The following is a 16,561-nucleotide window of genomic DNA, read 5'->3' as shown; positions in this document are numbered from 1 at the left end:
CTTGATACGGAGAACAGGATAACCGCTTTCAAAGCGGTTATCCTGCTTCACCTTGCTATTGCGATTACACGAACTCCCGAGGATGGCGGCGCATCAGCTCCGGCACCGCTTCTCCCCGGCCCGTGTTCTTCAAACGCTCGATATACCGGGGCAAATGACCTTTGGCGTGGTAAGGTCCCCCCTCTTTCATGACCGTCCACAATGGATCCACGTCAAACGGCATTGTCGACATCATTTGATCATGCCACTCATTCAGCAGGTAGACGGCCTCCCGGCAAAGATCCGGTCTTTGAGACGCCTGGTTGTGCTGTTCATAAACGTCCTCGGTGATATGGAACAGCATTTCTTTGTCGAACAGATGAAAACCGTCATGATAGGTGCGAATGTACAGCCAATCTCCAAACCGCACGCTTCGCTGGCAGACGTGTGCACATTGGGATACAACCAGATACTCCCTGCCGCTCTCGCGTCCGCTTCGCAGGGTCTCGGCATAACTGATTCCATCCCAGCTTCTTGCCGGTGCCACGTTCATATATTCCGCCATCGTAGGCAGTAGATCCAGATGATAGTGCAGATTGCGATCCGATATCCCTTGCATGATGCCGGGCCCTCGGATAATCATCGGAATGCGGCAGGTTCCCTGATCCGCTGTGGCATGTTCGCCATAAATCCCAAGCTCCCCCATGTTCTCGCCATGATCCGCCGTTATGATTACGATCAAGTCATCCATAACACCCTTGGATTCCAACAGCTCGAAGATGGCCCCGATATGCTCGTCCATATGCCGGATGCCGCAATCATAGCCGTCCACCATCGTCCGCAAATCCTCCATCGTCCGAATCTCTCCGGGATGACGCGGGTAATTGGGGGATACATCACTATTATACATGTTAATTTCGTTTACACCATGCGGGCCGACCTTCTTCTGATGCTCCTGAAGCACGTCTTCGGATAACCACTCCGGAAGAGGATCATGCTCGAACGGATTGCCCAGCGACTGAGGTGCACGATACGGCGTATGCGGATCCCAGAAGTTCACATAGAGCATCCAGTTATCTTCATCGGCGTTGCGATCCAGCCAGTCCAGCACGACCGGAGACACTTCCTCAGCCGACTCCAAGCCGCCTTTGCCTGTATTATACATTTCATTGAAGCCCGCATAGAAGGTCCAGGCGGAATGCCGCTCTCCGAACGGACTGATCAACGCGGTTTTCATGCCGGCACGGCGAAAAATGGCGGGAAAACTCTCCGAAGCCAGCTTGTCGCGGAAATCCCGCGTAATGCCTTCATGCCGGACGTCCGCTGCCGAGCCTCCATGGCCCACGACCCCGTTATGAATGCCGAACTTGCCGGTCATCAGCGCGGTTCTTGATGGAAAACATGGAGCGTCGGAGGTATAGTAATTGTCGAAGCGTACGCCTTCCGCCGCTATCCGGTCAATGTTGGGCGACGTATTCCGATGGTATCCGTAGCACCCTAAATGATCCGGTCTGGTCGAGTCCAAATCCAGCAATAATACTCTCATACACGCATCGCTTCCTTCCTCATCCCTTTTCTCATATCCTTACCTGTCAGCGTTTACAGAATGACTGCTTTTGACAGAAATTATAGGCCAATGCTTCGTGTTGAGTCGATGTACATTTCGTTAATTTGTTGTACGATTCTACTCCAAGTTTAGTCAGGAGACTTGAAAACACCAATGAACACCTACTCAAGTAAAGCAAAAATATGCTAGGCTATAGGTATAAAATCACTGAGAGGTGCTTGACTTTGATCCAGTTGATGAGCGTGAATTTTGATGACCATATCCCGAACTGGCGGACTCAACTTGAGACGATACAATACAACGTGCTTGTTGTGGTAAGAGAAGGCAAAGTGAGGTATGAAATCAACGGGGAGGAGATCATTGCTGAAGAAGAAGACGTGCTCTTTATCCCGCAATTGACGAGACGGAGCGGCGGCAACTGGAATGGCATCCCCCATCGGAAATATACCATTCTCTTTACGATGGATCCTCATGTACCCACAGGCATTCCGTTTCTGGATGGGAGTCAATGCCTTAAATTCAACCTAACGCATATTCAGTATGCCTACCGCCGCTGCGAGCGATTATTCGAGGAGATCCGCGGCGGTAAAAGCTACCGCTCCATGATCTGTCAGGGCATCATGCAGGAGCTGCTCGGCATGTTGGCCCGGGAACTTGAGAAGACCGAGCTACCGCCAAGCAAAAGAAACTATGCGGACACCATCAAATCGTATCTGTTGGACCATTACCGCGAACCGATCGAAATCGATAAACTCGCAAAGTTAATCCATCGTTCCCCGAATTATGCCACCGCCCTCTTCAAGGAGGTGTACGGTCATTCCCCGATTCGGTACATGCACCAGCTGCGCGTGCTGGAAGCGTGCGGCCTACTGCTTCATTCCGACATGACAATCGCTCATATCGCCCACTATCTGGGTTATTATGACACGTCCTATTTTTATCGCATGTTTAAAAAATACACCGGTCTGTCACCCTCCGACTATGTGCAACAGGGCGACCGGTCCGATGTATCCAAGCTGTTCACCTAATGCTTATTCGCAAATATTTATTTGATTGACGGCTTTTGCCCCGCAAACTGAATGACATGGGACAAGCCCTGATGCCCCTGTCCTTCCTGCCGAACGACCTCACCCATGAAAAAATGGACAATTCGCCAATCCGCAAAAGCTTCGAGGAAATCCCCGGGCGCGTATAAAAACTGTGGATCTTGCGGTCCCCCGCTGCGATAGGGAATCTGGTACGGGGAATACACTTCGGTGAGAAAATATCCTCCCTGCTTCACCGCGGTTTTCACGCCTTCCAACGTCCTTGTTCTCAATTCTTTGGGAAAATGTCCGAACACGCAAATGATCTCATCCCATTGCTCCTTCGTCCACTGCGCTTCCCCAAGGTCCACAAGCTCGGTGTGAATCTCAACGCCACTGGCTTCGGCCAGCTTATTGGCTTTGTTCAGGCCGGACTCCGCATAATCCCACACGGTAACGTTCATGCCTTCGCGAGCCAGAAACACCGCATTTCGTCCTTCGCCCTCCGCGATCGCAAGCGCATTACCCGTTAATGCCAACCTCTTATGCATGTCGGCTATAAATACATTGGGCTCGGTTCCAAAGACATAGTCTTCGCCCTGAAACCGTTCATTCCATGGATTCATCATTGGATCCCCCCTATTGATCATCAGTTACTTGGATAACATTGGGCATATCACCATATTACCATGCCTGTTTCATCCTCTGCAGCATATCCTCTTACTTAAACGATAGAACCATCATAGAATGTCCAGCCAAATTTTGATGGCTGTAGCCAGGATCAAAACGGCCAGAATGATCTGCAGGAACTTCGTGTTCATTTTCTTGCCTGCGGCAGCTCCAAGTGGAGAAGCGATCAAGCTGGCAACAACCATAATAAGGGCCGGGATATAATCCACTTGCCCCGTCGTCAGCTTGCCAACCGTCGAACCGATGGATGAGATGAAGGTGATCGCAAGCGAGGTGGCAATGGTCATCCGCGTCGGTATTTTCAATACAACCAGCATGATCGGAACGAGCAGGAACGCGCCGGCCGCTCCGACGATACCGGCTCCGATTCCGACCACAAGAGCCAGTGCAGCGGCCAGCCATTTGTTGAACTTGACCTGATCCAGGGGGATATCGTCCACCCCTTTGTTCGGGATGAACATCATCACGGCCGCAATCAGCGCCAATATGCCGTAGATGAGATTGATGCCGCCTTCGCTCATCATCTTGGAGCCGAAACCGCCGATGAAGCTGCCCAGCAATATGGCCGAACCCATATAGATAATGAGCATTTTGTTCAGATATCCGCCCTTGCGGTATGCCCACACGCCCCCGATCGTGGCAAAAAATACCTGTACGGCGCTTATGCCCGATACTTCATGCGCGGTGAAAGCCGCAAGGCCGAATAACGGCGGGATATACAGCAGCATCGGGTATTTGATAATCGATCCGCCGATGCCAACCATCCCTGATATATAAGAGCCAATGAATCCGATAAAAAATATCGTAATGATGAAGGATATACTTAGTTCCATCGTGCTGCCCCCTTATTTCTCTTTAGAAAAGGGAACCTTCAGGTTCCCTCGGATCTCTTTATATCTTGTTTCATACGTTTATATCCATGGCCGATCTTGTTATCGACCCTTGCTATGACTCATAATTATGAATAATCCTGCCTCTTAACATCCGATTGTCATGGTCCAAATTAACGAACGGCGCAGCGGTTCGGCCCAATCTCCATCTCACGCTGCTGCTCGGTGTCAGGGTTCATTTTCCCCATGTTGGTTTGACGGATTTCCTGATAGCTGTTAGGCTGCGGCGGCAGATTCTGCGTTACCAATGTTCGGAATTCCGTCTCGTCGGCGATGTTGAGGCCATGGTTTTCCCGATACAGCTCTCCCAATTTCTTCGCAATCGTCCCGTCCTCGTTCAATTCGTCCATGATCATGAAATGGGCCGGCAGCACGGTCAGATCATCCGATAGATGGGGGTAGCGGGCATAGAGCGTCTCCCGCAAATCGCCGACCCAATCGTCTGCCAGTCCCGCCAGGTCCGGACGGCCGATGGAATCGATAAACAGAATATCGCCTGTCAGCAGGTAGCGGTCATCTATGACAAACGAAGTGGACCCGATGGTATGACCTGGAGAATGGAGCGCATCGATGCGGATGGTGCTCCCGCCAATCACCACTTGATCGCCGTTCTTCAACGGCTCGTATTTAATCACGACCTCGCTGGCATCCTCTGGCGGAAGCCAGTATACGGCTCCTGTCTGCTCTGCAATCATTCGACCGCCGGAAATATGGTCTGCATGGAGATGGGTATCGAACACATGCTTGATTTGGGCATCCACGCTTTCGGCAAATTCAAGATATACCTCCGTCATGCGGGTAGCGTCAAACAATGCCGCTTCGCCGTTCGATACCGCCATATAAGACAAACAGCCTTTGCCGATACGAACAAACTGATATAGCGTGCCGCCATCCGCCAAGCTGCCGATTTTCAGCGGGACTAGATGTTCGCTCCAGGCTTTCATCCCCCCTTTTAAGTAAGCGACATTCCGTCCGTGCTCGGCCAGCATCTCGGCCACCATCACCGACGAGCCTTCCTTGGCGCATACAACCAGCACTTCTTGATCCATCGGGATTTGATCCAATATTTCTTCCACGCCGTCAATCAAATCAAAATAAGGGATATTCAAATGCCGAACTCCTTCGCCCTCAATCTTCCAATCTTCAAAATCCGAAGGGTTCCGCACGTCCAATAGAAACAGGCTCTCTTTGCGAATCACCTTCATGGCCACTTCTTGCACTTTCATTTCTCTTATTGTCATGGTGCTCTTCCTCCTCTTAAATTCAGTCATTGGATCTGATAAATTGCACATTCCTTCCGGCTGCCCATTGTAAATACGAAGTGCTAAGCATGCTTATTGGACAGCCATCTTAAGCATCTGCGCCATCATTCAAGCCCAACGTTTCTCCTCTCCAGCCGCACATGCCCGGCACCACGTTTATAATGCTTGCATAGCCTTTAGCTGAGAGCTTTTGCGCAGCGAGGTCACTCCGCGTCCCGGTACGGCAGATGACATAGATCTCATCCTCTTTGTTCAGCTCGACCATGCGTTCATCCAGTTCGCCAAGCGGAATCGATACGGCATTGCGAATATGCCTGAAAGCAAACTCCGCCGCTTCCCTCACATCCAGGACGATGATTGGCGCTCCGGACGCAAGTTTCTCCTCCAGCTGATCATTAGACGCTACATGTGGATAGCTTCGTTCTGCCGTTTCTTCCCCTGACGATTTGCGAAGGTAGTGCTTCAGCACATCCCCCTCTTCAATCGTACCGAGATATTGATGGCCCGTGCTTTCCGCCCATGCCTGCATGTCGGCCTTGGAACCTTTGTCGGTTGCCTCTACCTCCAGCACATAACCGGCTTCAAGATCCTTCATCGCTTTTTTCGTGCGGACGATGGGCATCGGGCATGCCAGCCCCTTAGCGTCCAGCTTCATATTCGATTCAATTGCTGCCATATCACATACAACCTCCATTGTTTTGTTTGTATACCCTATATACCCATAGGGGTATGTTTCATTTCAAAAAAAGGGGTGACTAACACACCCATTCTTTTCAAACAGACACGATTACTCTGTTTTGCCCTCCCATGCGAGCATGCCGCCCGTCATATTGACTACGTGATAGCCTTGGCCTTCCAAATATTCAGCTGCACGACCGCTGCGGCCGCCGGAACGGCATACCATGACATATTCTTTCGACCGATCAAGATCCTGCTTGCGGAATTCAATCAGACCGAGGGGAATGTTGACGGCTCCCGGAATTTTCCCTTCCGCGACTTCTTCCGCTTCTCGCACATCAATGATATTCACGGCTGTCCCGTCACTCAACATCCGCTCTAGATCTTTTGGAGAAATTTCTCTCATAATTGATCAGCACTCCTTTTACTTTTAAGTTTACGACCAGGCATTCATGCCGCCTTTCACATTCGTTACCTTCTCAAAGCCTGATTTCTTTAATGTTTTGCTCGCTTTGTTGCTTCGCATACCGCTTTGGCAGATCAATACCACTTCCCTTTCTTTGGAGAGCGACTCGCTGCTCAACAAGAGCTGATCCAGCGGAATATTGCGGAAACCCCGAATGTGATTTCCCTTGAATTCTCCCGGCGTCCGGACATCGATGAACTGCTTGTTCGTATTGGCATCCTTCAGCTCATGGTTTAGCTGAGCCGCGGTAATTTGCCTGACTCCTTTGGCCGGGAGAATTCTCCAAACGACAAACAGAATGATAAGTGCAATGAACAATACATTGAGAATATCCATTATTATTCCCTCTCTTTATAACAGCAACCTTCGCCGCTGTTTTCCTTAAATGAACAAGTTAACGTTGCCATCCTGAGCGTCGCCCAAATATGCCGCAACGCCCGCATACTCGATGCCGTCCAGCAGTTCTTCTTGCTGCAGCCCAAGCAGATCCATCGTCATCGTGCATGCAACCAGCTTCACGTCCTGCTCCTGTGCCATCTCGATCAATTGCGGAAGCGGAACGGCGTTGTGTTTCTTGATTACGTCCTTGATCATTTTGGGACCCATCCCGGCAAAATTCATTTTGGAAAGTCCCATGTGGTTGGATCCGCGCGGCATCATTTTTCCGAACATCTTCTCGATGAAGCTTTTTTTCTTGGGCAGCAGGACATCCTCATCCTTCCGCAATGCGTTAAGCCCCCAGAATGTGTGGAATATCGTCACCTCATGGTCGTATGCGGCCGCACCGTTGGCGATAATATAGGCTGCCATCGCTTTGTCATAATCGCCGCTGAATAATACGATCGTTGTCTTTTTTGTTTCCGTCACGTCATGATCTCCCCCTGTAATGCGTTTATGAATAGATCCAATAGCAAAGCTCCTATACCCCTACGGGTATTAAAGCACTCAAAAAAAATTATCCCTTCCTAATCCAAAACTTCAGCACGCCGCCATCCTCTTGATGTTCCAGCATCTCGTTGCCCGTCGATTTGGCCCAAGCCGTCAAATCGCTCTTCGCGCCTTGATCCGTTGCATGAATCTCAAGCACTTGACCTTGTTCCATTTCTTTCATCTGTTTCTTTGTTTTCACGATCGGCATGGGACAGGCCAAGCCTTTAACGTCCAATAGTTTATCCGAGTTCATCATGATTCCTCCTTAAAATGAATGAGTATATGGTACAAATAATACCCCTTGGGGTATATTAAACGATGTCGAAGGTCCTGTCAATCATTTTGGTGGATCCTGATATTGAAATGAAGGACACTTCCCCATTATCTGCTCTTAACAAGCAGATTTACCGCTTCAACCACAAGCTTCTCCGTATCCTGCCCGGTCTCTGCGGCCTGCTGTACGCATTCCACAAGATTTGAGCTGACGATAACGCCGATCGTCCGATCGATCGCCGTCCGTGTCGCAGACAGCTGGGTGATCACTTCCTTGCAATCCTGGTTCTCATCCATCATTTTGAGGATGCCGCGCAGCTGACCTTCAATGCGTTTCACCCGATTCTTCATCTGATCATTGTAATCCATCTGGATCCCCCTCCTGTCTGTGTACTTTTATTAGGATGCATGATTTAAAGTATATAGGTTGCATGCCCTTAATATATACCCCCGTGGGTATTTTGTCAAATTTCGGCTGCCGCAGCTTCATTGAGATGAGCTCTAACTTGCCGCTTAACAGACATTTCTGATATTTGTCACACCTATTTGTGCTGTGTTATGCTATTATACCCCATAGGGTATATATAATCCATTCGTAATTTACACCAAATCAGGGAGGAATATTCGATGGGCAAAAAAATCGTCATTGTCGGCGGTGTAGCAGGTGGCGCCTCGGCAGCAGCCAGATTGCGGAGATTGGATGAGAGCTCTGCCATTGTTTTAGTGGAACGCGGGGAATATATTTCGTTTGCCAACTGCGGTCTGCCCTACTATATAGGAGAAACTATAACCGACCGCAATAAGCTTATGGTGCAGACCGTACCCGGCCTTAGCCGCCGCTACGAGCTGGATATTCGCAATCTTAGCGAAGTTACGTCCATTCTGCGTGATAAAAAAATGGTTGCGATTAAAAATCTTGCTACCGGCGAAACCTACACCGAGAGCTATGATTATCTGATCCTGTCACCCGGTGCGAAGCCCGTGGTGCCGGATATTCCCGGCTTGTCCGAAGCTCGTAACGTATTCACGTTGCGCAACATTCCCGATACGGACAAGATCAAGCGGCACGTGGATGAAGCCCAGCCGAAAGAAGCCGTTATTGTCGGGGGCGGGTTTATCGGGCTGGAAATGGCCGAGAATCTGGCGGATCGCGGCGTTCAGGTGACCGTCATCGAAATGGCCAACCAGGTGATGGCTCCGCTCGATTACGAAATGGCCGCGATTGTCCAGTCGCACCTTAAGGAAAAAGGAGTTCGTCTGATTCTAGAGGATGGCGTAGAAGCGTTTCATGACGGCGGCCAACAAATCGAGCTTTCCAGCGGCAAACGGATATCAACCGAGATGACCTTGCTTTCGATAGGCGTTCGGCCAGAGAGCATGCTGGCGTCAGCTGCCGGCCTTCCCGTCAATGATCGCGGCGGAATTCAAGTTAACGAATATATGCAGACCGCCGACCCGAGCATTTATGCCATCGGCGATGCGATTGAGGTAAAGGATTATGTCCTTCAGACCCGGGCCTTTATCCCGCTCGCCGGTCCTGCCAATCGGCAGGGACGCTTGGTTGCGGATCATATCTATGGTAAAAACAATCGTTACAAAGGCACGCTCGGTTCGTCGATTGCCAAGGTTTTTGATCTAACGGTTGCTGCGACAGGTGTTAACGAAAAGCGCCTGAAGCAGATGAACCTACCTTATCACGCCATTCATATTCACCCCTCGTCGCATGCCGGGTACTACCCCAGGGCGTATCCCATTTCCTTGAAGCTGTTATTCCATCCGGAAACAGGTCAAATCTATGGGGCGCAAGCGATTGGAGCAGATGGCGTGGACAAGCGAATCGATGTCATTGCTACAGCAATCAAGGGAAATCTCAATGTATGGGACTTGACGGAGCTGGAGCTTTCCTACGCGCCCCCTTATTCCTCCGCCAAAGACCCGGTTAACTATGCCGGATATGTTGCCGCCAACATCTTGGAGGGCTTGGTTGAAACGGTCCAATGGCATGAAATCGACGATCTGGTTGGAAAAGGTGCAACCCTGATCGACGTCCGCGAGCCTAAGGAGAGGTTAACAGGATATATCCAAGGTTCCATCAACATTCCGCTTAACGATCTGCGCAGCCGACTGAAGGAACTGCCGGAGAATGAAACGCTGTACGTGACTTGCCAGGTTGGACTGCGCGGATACTTGGCGGCGCGTATTTTGACAGAGCACGGTTTCCGGGTAAAGAATCTGGACGGCGGCTGGAAAACGTACTCGTCCGCGTATAAACCGTCCTAATCGGTCCCAACTGAAAATGCCTTGAATCGATGGACACAACGATTGCCATTCAAAACAACACAAAAAAAGCCCCGCCAATGCGGGGCTTTTTTTCTTTATTTGAAATAGATCATGGCTAAATCAGTTTATGCGCATACCATTTCTTGCCGCGGAAGCGCCATAGGAAGATCGCTCCCCGCACGCCCCATTCGCAGTTCATGGCCAGCCATACGCCAAGAATGCTCCAGCCCAGAACGATCCCCATAATATAACCGAGAATCACCCGGAATAGCCACATGGTCAGCATCGAAGTGATCGACGTAAAACGCGAGTCGCCTGCCGCACGCAGCGCCGAAGGCAGAATAAAGCTTATCGACCATAGCGGAACCTGTACAAGCGTATTTATCAACAGCACCACAAACAGATCGTTCACGATTTCCGGAGGCGGGTTGAACAACCCGACCAGCGGGCGGTAGAGCGGCATCAAAATCAAACCCATCAAGGCCAGCGAGATAGCGCCAAGCCACAAAAAAGATTTGATGAACTTCCGGGCATCCGCTATATTACCGCGGCCGATGCATTGACCAACGACGGTCACAATCGTTAAGGACAACGCGCTGGCTGGAATTTGGAAGACTGCCGCAAGCGATGACCCGATCGCGTTTGTTGCAATGGCGTACGTGCCCAGGCTGACGATAAACACTTGGGTTAACAGCTTTCCTCCGTTAAAGAACATCTGCTCGGCTGCGAACGGAAGCCCGATAAACATAATTTTGCGGAGCATCGATATCGGAAAATGAAACAGGTCCCGCAGGCGGATATGCAGCGTTGCGTCTACTTTAAACAGATAATAAAGCGCGCAGGCCGCCCCGGCAAAACGGGCGATGTTGATGGCCAGCGTCATGCCCATAACGCCCATATTCAGCAGCGTGATGAACACGATGTTCAGCAGAACGTAGAGCAGATTCATGATCAGCGACAACGCCAGTGATGCTCGGGTCTTGCCGATACCCCTCAGCGCGCCGCAGACCGCCTGCACAATCGCAATCCCGAGAAAGGAAGTGCTGCTTCCGATCAGATAAATCCGCGCACTCTCCAGCACTTCGGGCGACGCTGAGCCGAACAACAGATTCAGCACCGGCTGGTGAAGCCCGATGATCAGCAGCGCGATCGCTAAAGCAATCATCGCTACCGAAGTTACCGTGGCGGCGGATGCCCGGGATACCATCATCGCGTTGCCGCTTCCCTTGTACTGCGCAACAACGACGGTGCCCCCGGTTGCCACTGCCACAAACACATTAATCAAGAAGATGTTCAGGGAGTCCACCATGTTCACGGCGCTGACCGCCGATACGCCCGACGAGCTGATCATGGCCGTGTTGACCAGGTTCAACCCGATGATGAATGCCTGGTCGATCAATATCGGAAAAAATAAAGCAAAAATCTGCCGGTAGTCCATCGACTCCCCGGATAAATGATGTTGAAGCAAACCGTTCATTCGGGTTCGTAATCGAACCAACATCTGTCATCACATTCTTTTCGTTGTAATATAAAAAGAAAAAACTCTTCATGCGAAGAGCTTCAGGCTTACGGTATTTAGAAATGGCTGCCGTAACCGTCACTTGGGAGAGCTCACTCCCTCGCCCAGGGGACCGATACGGATGGATTCATTGATCCCGGATAAACCCCGTCTTTGATTGGAGGATATCACCAGACCCTGGTTCTGTCAACGAATGCAAGGCACAGGAAATGACCGTAAACCGCTGATAAACGGAGCTTCATGCGAGCCTGCAGGTGATAACCCTTTAAATGATGGAGCGGTAAGGGGAGAAGAGGTTTTCCTTTCCATCGGTGCTTTCGAAGAAGCCTCTTATGACTCAATTTGTCCATCAAATGAATCCTCGTCCCTCACCCCATCCCTTCTTACCTCCACGCTAATCTCCTTTTCAATCCATTCCTTCATGTCCGCTAACTCATATAATTGTTCAATATGGAATACCCCGGACGGCAGATCCCCGTTATACACAGCCTCCGCAACTGTGATCGCCACCTTGGCCGTCAACCGGGACTGATCCCGCCCGACCAGCAAGCATTCCACCTTGCTGACTTTGCCATGGAGCTGGCCATATGCATCAACCCTCAGAGCGACCGCATCCGATCCCATTTTTAAATTCATTATGGCCTGAACCGCAGCATTCCGTATCCATTTGACTTTCAGCAGGCGATGCAGTCCGGAAGCACGGCATCCTGCCAAGATCGAAGTTAGGAGGGTAGAATCAAAGCCCAACCGTGTGGACACGGCGGATACACCCATGGTGTGCGGCAGTGTGGATTGATCCGAAAAAGGAAATCGATACACCTTTTTACGTCCTATTTTGCTGCCAAAATGAACCGACCTTCCATCGGAGAAACTCGCAACCGTCCGAAAGCGATGGTTCTCCATCACCTGAAAGGTAGACAGAAGATTGTCCACGGTCCACTCCACGGCGGCCTTGCCGTGCCGGTCCCCTAAACCAAGCATGATGGAAATATCAACCGACTCCGTCACATCCAAACTTTGACCCGCCAAGCTAACCATGAGATTCGTTAATCCAGGGGCCAGGCCAACACTCAGAACCGCGGTCGATCGGTATTCCTCCGCTGCGTCCCGCCACTTCGCCACTTGACTCAGAAATTCTGCATTTGCCGATATATCCACATAATGCGTCCCGCTCCGGAGGCAAGCCGCTACCCAAGCGTCGTCCGTCTGATCAAGACACATAACCACAAGTTTTATCCGTTCCCATTCACTCTCCATGACCGGCTGATCCAAATCCAATCGCATCGGCAGCACGTTCCCGCCTGTCTCACGGCTGAAACGTTCCGCTCTTTCCAAACTTCTGCCTGCAGCGTACACAAACCCTGGATATTTCTCTCCGAGCTCCCTGCATATCATACTCCCGACATGTCCGTATCCGCCTACAACCACGATCCGTTCCTTCATGATGCTTCATCTCCAAACTTTATAAAATTCGATGTACATAGTAGAGCCGGCTCGAACTGGATAAGTCTCTGGGATCTTAAGGCGGCGACAATTATAGAAGGCTAAGCCAAGCCTTGATTGCAAACCATCCCTCGACCAGAAAAGCGCCGAAATAGCGGGTAACTTCCTGAAAACCGGCTGCATGGAGCAGGTCCCGCAAAACGTATTCGAGATGGGATGGGAGCCGTCCCCCATTGACTGCGAAAAACGCTCCCATTCTTCCTCCGGGATGCCGTTACCCCGCATTTCCGGGCAATCGTCTCCAGGTAACGTCCGGCATGAGCTTGCTTCCAATCGAGCGGAATAAGCTCAGTCTTCATTTCGTCCATGCTCAGGCCCCCCCTTTTTCTTCACGGTGCAAATCTGCGCGTTCTTTCATTCGTTTCGCAAACATGACATAATAAGAATCATTCTCAATTATAAGGATGGGAAGCCATAAACCTATCCCAGAAATGTGGGGTTTTCCAGACGAATGAAACGGGTGACTGCATATGGACACAAAGCTTAACGGCTTAATCGATAAAATAACGGCGCTTGGCGCAGCTAGATCCACCTCGCGCGCCTTCCGAACCGGACTGATCCGACAGCTGCGCGGCTGGATTCCCTTCGACTCGGCTTGCTTTACAACGGTAGATCCGCGCACCTTGCTCTCGACGGGCGCCGTGACGGATGATAACATCGAGGCGATTCATGATCGCCTCTTCGAATACGAATATTTGCACATCGACTACAATCACTATCATGTATTGGCGAAATCCGGGGATACGGTAGCCACATTAAGCGGAGCTGCGAACGGGGAACTGAGCAGAAGCCCCCGTTATCTGAACGTGCTGCAGCCGGCAGGTTTTCATGATGAGATGCGAGCCGCTCTGGTGGCCGGCGGTATGTGTTGGGGATTTCTGACGCTGTTCCGCCGGAGTGACCAACCGTTTTTTAAGGAAGTGGAACGGCAGCTCCTCTCCTCCCTCGTCCCATTTATGGCTGCCGCGCTCCGTGATCGAAGCTTTCCGCGATCGACTGAAAATCGGACGAGTCCATGGACTGAAACCGGTTTGTTGCTGCTGTCCGAAATGCTTGATATTCTTTCGTACAACCATGCGGCTCAGTACTGGCTGTCATCCCTGCAGGACGCAGAGGGATTGGAGGCTGAATCGCTCCCCCGCCCTCTACGCGCTGTCTGTTTCCGGGCTTTGGCTGAAGACGGCGGAACTGCGAGCTTGACTTCGACCGCATGTACTCACGTTCGGCTTCGAGACGACACCTTTGCCACCATTCGGGCATGTCGTCTGAACGGTCCAGATTCTGCTGCAAAGCTAGCCGTAACCTTTGAGTCTGCCCATACAATGGATATGCTGCCGTTAATCTCGGATTCACTGGGCTTGACGGAGCGAGAGAACGAAGTCATCAGCGGAATTCTGCGAGGCTTTTCCACCAAAGAGATGGCTCAGGCCCTGTTTATATCCCCGTACACGGTACAGGATCATCTGAAGTCCATCTTTCTTAAAACCGGCGTCAACAGCCGCAGGGAGTTGATTTGGCAGCTGCATTCCAAATACAGCTTGAACTCTTGAGTTTGAAACCGGGGGACTCTTTCATGCAAACGGAAAATATGAATATATGAAAAAAACGAGGCGCATCCATCTTTCGCTTCGTTTTTTGGGTGCGGTGTTCCGCTCCTCGGCTTACATCAATGCTGATTTGGCGGTCCCCAAGCCTTCCCTTGGTCACTACTCCATACCAACTCTATCAAGCTGCATATGATATCAAATGATAGATTGGAGGAGGTCTGGTAGCATGACAACCCAAATGGAGTTCGATTGCGTTTTCAGTCTGGGGCACAACTGTCAGGTTGCCGCTCAGCTTAGAAGAAACAACCTGCGTCGCACGGCAGGTCCATGGGACTGGTTCAACTTCGCTTCAACCCGCGAATTTTGCAAAGTCATCCATCATCGATTCAGCGAATTCATGCTCCGGGAAAACCTGGACATCTACGGCAAATCCGTCAACTGTTATTATGTACGGGACAAACAATCCTCTTGTTTATCCTTCCACGACTTCCGGAACGACCCGAAAGAGCAGCCGCTATATGACTACCCTGCTTTCCGCGAACGGCTGGATCGAAGAATCGAGCGTTTTAACCGCTGCTTGAATTCGGATCGGAAGACGCTTCTCGTGCGCATCATCCCGCAAATAAAGGATGCCGAAACGATAGACCGGGTTATTTGCGAAACATATGCCAACCCGAACGTAACCCTGTTATTTGTCCTGCTTGGCAACCGTGAACAAGTCGTAAATCTTCCCTCGTTCTCGGATCGGGTGCTTATCAAGCAAATCCCGAAGGGGGCGACCTGGGAGGGAAATTCGGATGCGTGGAAGACCCTTCTTGGTGGGTTTTCGCTCATTACAGGGGAATAAACGTTTGACAAAACCAGTATTTTCCCGTATATTTACAAAAAAAGCAATCAATAACCCTTACGAAGGAAGCACCCGTAAGTCTGGCGTTTATTACGCCTTTCTAACGGGTGCTTTTTGTCGTTGGCGGAGGTTCCCCAGCTTGATCTTCTGGGCTGGAATGATAATAAGAGAAGGAGCGATTATGATGTTTAGAAGATTATGGTTTTCTATCCTTGCGATGGTACTGCTGCTCACCCTTACCCCCATTCCTTTCGCGAATGCTGCAGCCATTGAGTTCACCGATTCGGTTCAAGCTCAATTGAATGCCACGGCAGACCGGGCCGGCGGAACCGTTCGTTCGAAACTGAAGAAGCAGTACGATGATTTTAAATCGGAACGGAAACAGGTCATGGATTGGGACGATCGAATTTCTTCCCTTCGTTATGCCAATGAAGCCAAAGCTTCGGAAACTCGCAAACGAATCAGCGAAATCGACAAGGACAAAATCCGCAGGCTGGAGGATCAGCTCCAAGCAGCTAAATCCAAATACCAGCCGCTGTTTGATACCTATTCCGCGCTCAATAAACAAATCGCCGCAGCCAAAAAACTGAAGGACAAATCGCTATCCAAAATGTTGCAGTCGCAGGCCGGCGGCATGAAGATCCTGGTTGCCTTGGGACGTGAGGATATACGTAACAAGCAGGCGGCGCTTACGGCGGCCAAGAAAGAGAGAACTTCCAAAGCGGCTAAAGTCCGTTCCATCCTGTCCGAAATCGATCCGTACAAAAGCAAGATCAAAGGCGATAAAAGCGCTATGACTACGCCAAATAAACTAATGACAACCGAGTGGAAAAATTTCAAAGCCGCCGTAAAGGCCAATGAATCCGCCAGAACCAGCGATGCCCTGTCCAGGCTGCTGACGCTCTCAGGGCAGATCCTGGCCAAAAAGAAAAGCATCCATACTTACGAACAAAAAATCGAGTCCGTCATCTCGCGCGCTAATGCACAATTAAGGTAACGTTTTACCGAGTCCATCCTAGCATATAGAGACATTTCGGCAATGCGATGATATAAGAACCCCCTTCCACCATAGGTAGAAGGGGGCGATGTTTAACATAATGATTCG

18 protein-coding genes are annotated in these 16,561 nt (G+C 50.6%); 5 read left to right on the top strand and 13 right to left on the bottom strand.

Annotation, left to right across the window (positions count from 1 at the left end; genetic code table 11):
- Positions 1–64: 64 nt before the first annotated feature.
- Positions 65–1,525 carry a sulfatase family protein gene (locus MHH82_RS12045; protein ID WP_340965810.1) on the bottom strand — a complete coding sequence of 487 codons (1,461 nt, stop codon included), beginning with the start codon at positions 1,523–1,525 and terminating at the stop codon, positions 65–67.
- A gap of 245 nt (positions 1,526–1,770) precedes the next feature.
- Here MHH82_RS12045 and MHH82_RS12040 point away from each other — a divergent pair, with 245 nt between their 5' ends.
- Positions 1,771–2,574 carry an AraC family transcriptional regulator gene (locus MHH82_RS12040; protein ID WP_036665529.1) on the top strand — a complete coding sequence of 268 codons (804 nt, stop codon included), beginning with the start codon at positions 1,771–1,773 and terminating at the stop codon, positions 2,572–2,574.
- A gap of 17 nt (positions 2,575–2,591) precedes the next feature.
- Here the strand turns inward: MHH82_RS12040 and MHH82_RS12035 are convergent, their stop codons facing one another.
- The 9 genes from MHH82_RS12035 to MHH82_RS11995 all read right to left on the bottom strand — a co-directional run bounded on the left by MHH82_RS12035 (position 2,592) and on the right by MHH82_RS11995 (position 8,129).
- On the bottom strand, positions 2,592–3,197 hold the full coding sequence (locus tag MHH82_RS12035) for a class I SAM-dependent methyltransferase (RefSeq protein ID WP_251498705.1): 606 nt from the start codon (positions 3,195–3,197) through the stop codon (positions 2,592–2,594).
- A 114-nt stretch (positions 3,198–3,311) separates the two neighbouring features.
- Positions 3,312–4,094, bottom strand: a complete 783-nt coding sequence (locus MHH82_RS12030) for a sulfite exporter TauE/SafE family protein (protein ID WP_251494030.1) — start codon at positions 4,092–4,094, stop codon at positions 3,312–3,314.
- Positions 4,095–4,264: 170 nt separating this feature from the next.
- Positions 4,265–5,392, bottom strand: a complete 1,128-nt coding sequence (locus tag MHH82_RS12025; RefSeq protein WP_340965807.1) for an MBL fold metallo-hydrolase — start codon at positions 5,390–5,392, stop codon at positions 4,265–4,267.
- A gap of 109 nt (positions 5,393–5,501) precedes the next feature.
- Positions 5,502–6,089: a sulfurtransferase TusA family protein gene (locus MHH82_RS12020; RefSeq protein WP_340965805.1), complete on the bottom strand. Its 588-nt coding sequence runs from the start codon at positions 6,087–6,089 to the stop codon at positions 5,502–5,504.
- Between the two features lie 111 nt (positions 6,090–6,200).
- Entirely contained in the window at positions 6,201–6,497 is a 297-nt protein-coding gene (locus tag MHH82_RS12015; RefSeq protein WP_340965803.1) for a rhodanese-like domain-containing protein, read from the bottom strand.
- A 30-nt stretch (positions 6,498–6,527) separates the two neighbouring features.
- On the bottom strand, positions 6,528–6,893 hold the full coding sequence (locus MHH82_RS12010) for a rhodanese-like domain-containing protein (RefSeq protein WP_251494024.1): 366 nt from the start codon (positions 6,891–6,893) through the stop codon (positions 6,528–6,530).
- A 45-nt stretch (positions 6,894–6,938) separates the two neighbouring features.
- The gene (locus MHH82_RS12005) at positions 6,939–7,424 is read right to left on the bottom strand and encodes a DsrE/DsrF/DrsH-like family protein (RefSeq protein ID WP_015734628.1); all 486 of its coding nucleotides are present in this window, start codon (positions 7,422–7,424) and stop codon (positions 6,939–6,941) included.
- Positions 7,425–7,512: 88 nt separating this feature from the next.
- A complete protein-coding gene (locus MHH82_RS12000; RefSeq protein WP_251498702.1) occupies positions 7,513–7,740 on the bottom strand; it encodes a sulfurtransferase TusA family protein in 228 nt (75 codons plus the stop codon).
- A gap of 128 nt (positions 7,741–7,868) precedes the next feature.
- On the bottom strand, positions 7,869–8,129 hold the full coding sequence (locus tag MHH82_RS11995) for a metal-sensitive transcriptional regulator (protein WP_015734626.1): 261 nt from the start codon (positions 8,127–8,129) through the stop codon (positions 7,869–7,871).
- A 258-nt stretch (positions 8,130–8,387) separates the two neighbouring features.
- Between MHH82_RS11995 and MHH82_RS11990 the strand changes: the two genes are divergently transcribed.
- A complete protein-coding gene (locus tag MHH82_RS11990) occupies positions 8,388–10,040 on the top strand; it encodes an FAD-dependent oxidoreductase (protein ID WP_036665544.1) in 1,653 nt (550 codons plus the stop codon).
- A gap of 115 nt (positions 10,041–10,155) precedes the next feature.
- Here MHH82_RS11990 and MHH82_RS11985 read toward each other — a convergent pair whose 3' ends face one another.
- The 3 genes from MHH82_RS11985 to MHH82_RS11975 form a co-directional block, all read right to left on the bottom strand.
- Positions 10,156–11,541 carry an MATE family efflux transporter gene (locus MHH82_RS11985; RefSeq protein ID WP_340965798.1) on the bottom strand — a complete coding sequence of 462 codons (1,386 nt, stop codon included), beginning with the start codon at positions 11,539–11,541 and terminating at the stop codon, positions 10,156–10,158.
- 348 nt (positions 11,542–11,889) lie between these two features.
- Positions 11,890–13,002: a saccharopine dehydrogenase family protein gene (locus tag MHH82_RS11980; RefSeq protein WP_340965796.1), complete on the bottom strand. Its 1,113-nt coding sequence runs from the start codon at positions 13,000–13,002 to the stop codon at positions 11,890–11,892.
- Positions 13,003–13,093: 91 nt separating this feature from the next.
- Entirely contained in the window at positions 13,094–13,258 is a 165-nt protein-coding gene (locus tag MHH82_RS11975; RefSeq protein WP_251494016.1) for a hypothetical protein, read from the bottom strand.
- Between the two features lie 274 nt (positions 13,259–13,532).
- On the opposite strand from MHH82_RS11975, the gene MHH82_RS11970 reads away from it, so the two are divergent.
- The 3 genes from MHH82_RS11970 (at position 13,533) to MHH82_RS11960 (ending at position 16,453) form a co-directional block, all read left to right on the top strand.
- The gene (locus tag MHH82_RS11970) at positions 13,533–14,612 is read left to right on the top strand and encodes a helix-turn-helix transcriptional regulator (protein ID WP_251494012.1); all 1,080 of its coding nucleotides are present in this window, start codon (positions 13,533–13,535) and stop codon (positions 14,610–14,612) included.
- 223 nt (positions 14,613–14,835) lie between these two features.
- Positions 14,836–15,456, top strand: coding sequence for a DUF1796 family putative cysteine peptidase (locus tag MHH82_RS11965; protein WP_251494009.1), 621 nt, complete (start codon positions 14,836–14,838; stop codon positions 15,454–15,456).
- Between the two features lie 181 nt (positions 15,457–15,637).
- Entirely contained in the window at positions 15,638–16,453 is an 816-nt protein-coding gene (locus tag MHH82_RS11960) for a hypothetical protein (protein WP_340965790.1), read from the top strand.
- Positions 16,454–16,561 lie beyond the last annotated feature (108 nt).

This window comes from Bacillus sp. FSL K6-6540 (assembly GCF_038007545.1).
The sequence above is the reverse complement of the archived record's forward strand: the minus strand, read 5'-3'. Positions and strand labels throughout refer to the sequence as shown.